This is a genomic window from Roseateles sp., from assembly GCF_049240545.1.
In the GTDB taxonomy this organism is placed as follows: domain Bacteria; phylum Pseudomonadota; class Gammaproteobacteria; order Burkholderiales; family Burkholderiaceae_C; genus Paucibacter_A.
Genome location: NZ_JBMLSK010000354.1, coordinates 1 through 2690, shown reverse-complemented (window position 1 = coordinate 2690; position 2690 = coordinate 1). Strand labels below are relative to the sequence as shown.

Genomic DNA, 2690 nt, shown 5'->3' with positions numbered 1-2690 from the left:
GTGAGCGTCCAGCCTCGCCACCTTGACGACAAGCGGCCGATCAGCCGGAGGCTGGCTTCCAGAGATGAGGTAGCAGCTCGTCGATCCTGCTGTTGAGCTGCGTGGGCAGGCGCTGCAGCACGTCTCGCAGGTAGGCCCAGGGGTCGTGCCCGTGGAGCTTGGCCGACTGCACCAGGCTCATCACCATCGCGGCGCGCTGCCCGGCAAGCTCGCTGCCCACGAACATCCACGCCTTGCGCCCCATCGCCCAGGGTTTGATCTGCCGTTCGAGGTGGTTGTTGTCGATGGGCACGGCGCCATCGTCGAGGTGACGCGTCAGCGCGGGCCAGTGGTTGAGCGTGTAGTCGATGGCCCCGGCCGTCGTGCCCCCGTCGGCGACGAGCCGTCGCTCCAGTTCCAGCCACTTCTTGAGCTTGTCCCACAGCGGCTTGGTCAGTTCCTGACGTGCTTGCTGCCGCTCGTTCTCTGGCAGGCTGCCGAGCTCACCCTCGATCTCATGGATGCGCGCGAAGCGCCGGATCGCCTCCTCGGCCAGCGGGCTTGATCCCACTGATCCGGCCTTGGCCAATTCGTCGAACTTGCGTCTGGCGTGTGCCACGCAGGCCGCCGCCCGGCGGTCGGGGTACACCCGCACGTCGAGCACCGTGTCGTAGGCGCTGTAGCGGTCGGTCAGCAGCGTGCCTGCCCATCGTCGCTGGCCTGTGCGCTCGTCGCCGGCGAGGAAGGTCACGGGGTACTGTGCCCCGCGCCCGAGGCAGAAGTCGTAGACCACACCGGGTGTCGGATCGTGATGACTTCGGGCGTAGGCCCAGACATAAGCTCTCTTGGTCTTGCCCGCGCCCGGGTCCAGCAGCGCAACCGGCGTCTCGTCGCCGTGCAGTACCCGGCAGCCGAGCACGAAGCGCTTGTGCGCGTCGTACAGCGGCTCCAAGGCAGCACCGGCCTGGCCGGCCCATGCCGCCAGCGTCGAGCGCGGCGTGTGCACGCCAGAGCGGGCGTTGATCGTCTCCTGCCGGTAGTACGGCAGGTGGTCTGCGAAGCGGCTGATCAGCGTGTGCGCCAGCAAGCCGCTGGCAGCGATGCCGCCGTCGATCACTTCCGGCGCGGCCGGCGCCTGCTTCAGGGTCTGGCAGCAGCGGCACGCCCACTTGCCGTAGATGTGTCGGTGAACGAAGAACTCGGCCGGCACGATGTCCAGCCGCTCGCTGACGTCCTGGCCGATGCGCGTCATCGGCGCGCCGCACTGCGGCGTGGTGCAGTTGGTGTTCTCGGGCTCGTGGTGGTGTTCGACGCGACGCAAGTGCGCAGGCAGTGCCTCGCGCCGAGGGCGGCGCGGCGGCGTCTTGGGCTTGGCCGGCGCCTGAGCAGCGGCAGCAGCAGCTTCTTCGCGCAGCCGCTCGAGTTGCGCCTGCAGGCTCGCTTCGTCCTCGGCCAGCGTCTCTTCGAACAGGCGTCGCTGCTCGGCGCTCATCGCCTCGGTCTTGGCGCCGAACTTCCAGCGCTTCAGCCTGGCGAGCTCGAAGTTGACCTTCTCCAGCTTGGCGTCGCGCCAGGCGATGTCGCGGTCCTTGCGCTCGATGAGCTGCTGCTTGAGATCGATGAGTTGTTGCCGGCGCGCAAGCTCGCTGTCTTGGCGCTCGATGTGCTCGAGCATCTGTGCGGCCAATGCCTTGACGGCGTCGGGCGTCAGGCCGCGCAAGTCCTGGGTCTTGAGTTCCCGCATGCTGAGCATGCGTTGCATGATGCCGATCTGAGCGATCTCGCACCATTGGCAGATGTCCTGTCAACGCGCTGTCGAGTTGTCTCCTGGCGATGTTGGCGATGTGTCCGTGCGCCAGCTCAAACGCGCGTGATCACGCTCATCTCGGGCAGACGCTGCCAGGGCAGGCCCACGACCAGGGCGTCGAACTGGGCCTGGGTCAACGACAGCGGTGTAGCCGCAGCCTCACGCGGCCACACGAAGCGCCCGGCGTTCAGACGCCGCGCTGCGCACCACACACCGAAGCCGTCGTGCACCAGCAACTTGATGCGCGTGGCGCGCGCGTTGGCGAACAGGTAGCCGTGGTGGGCGTGGGCGGCACCGGCGAGCTGAACGACGCAGGCCAGCAGCCGCTCGGCGCCGGCACGCATGTCCACCGGCGCGCTGCACAGCCACAGGCGATCGATGCGGATCACTTGAGCAGGCCCGAGCTCAGTTCGCGCAGCCAGGCCGTGCAGTCTTCGACAGTTGATGACGGCCAGCGCACGCTGAGGTGCAGTGGGCCGCGGCGCAGTTCGATGTGGATGGGTTCGAGCACCGCGGCGGCAATGTCGGCCTGGCGGACGGCCGCGGCGCGCGCAGCGGCGGGCACGGCCAACTCGATCGGCACGAATCGGGCATCGGCAGCGAGCAAGGGCGCCGCAGCGACCGACGTCTTCACAGCAACCGGCGCCGGGATGCCTGTGCGCTTGAGGCCGCGACCCACGAGCCACTTACGAACGAGATTGGCGTTCAGGCCGTGGGACAGGGCGACGGCGGCGATCGATGCGCCAGGTTCGTTGCAAGCCGACAGGACCTTGGCCTTGAGCTCGGCACTGTGCCGTCGGCGGGGAACGGCGTTGGAGTGCATAGGTGTCCACCAATCGAATAGGTGGACACCATCGTCACCCCAGGCTCAGGGACAAACAAGGTGGAATGGCTGGACGCTCAC

Annotated in this window: 3 protein-coding genes; all 3 read right to left on the bottom strand. The window is 67.9% G+C overall.

Features of this window, described 5'->3' with window-relative positions; genetic code table 11:
* Nucleotides 1–40: 40 nt before the first annotated feature.
* Nucleotides 41–1741, bottom strand: coding sequence for an IS66 family transposase (gene tnpC, locus ACOVRJ_RS21545; RefSeq protein ID WP_422045870.1), 1701 nt, complete (start codon nucleotides 1739–1741; stop codon nucleotides 41–43).
* 98 nt (nucleotides 1742–1839) lie between these two features.
* Nucleotides 1840–2175, bottom strand: a complete 336-nt coding sequence (tnpB, locus tag ACOVRJ_RS21540; protein ID WP_422045869.1) for an IS66 family insertion sequence element accessory protein TnpB — start codon at nucleotides 2173–2175, stop codon at nucleotides 1840–1842.
* Nucleotides 2172–2609 carry a transposase gene (locus ACOVRJ_RS21535; RefSeq protein ID WP_422045868.1) on the bottom strand — a complete coding sequence of 146 codons (438 nt, stop codon included), beginning with the start codon at nucleotides 2607–2609 and terminating at the stop codon, nucleotides 2172–2174. The genes tnpB and ACOVRJ_RS21535 overlap by 4 nt, the downstream gene beginning before the upstream one ends.
* Nucleotides 2610–2690: the final 81 nt, after the last annotated feature.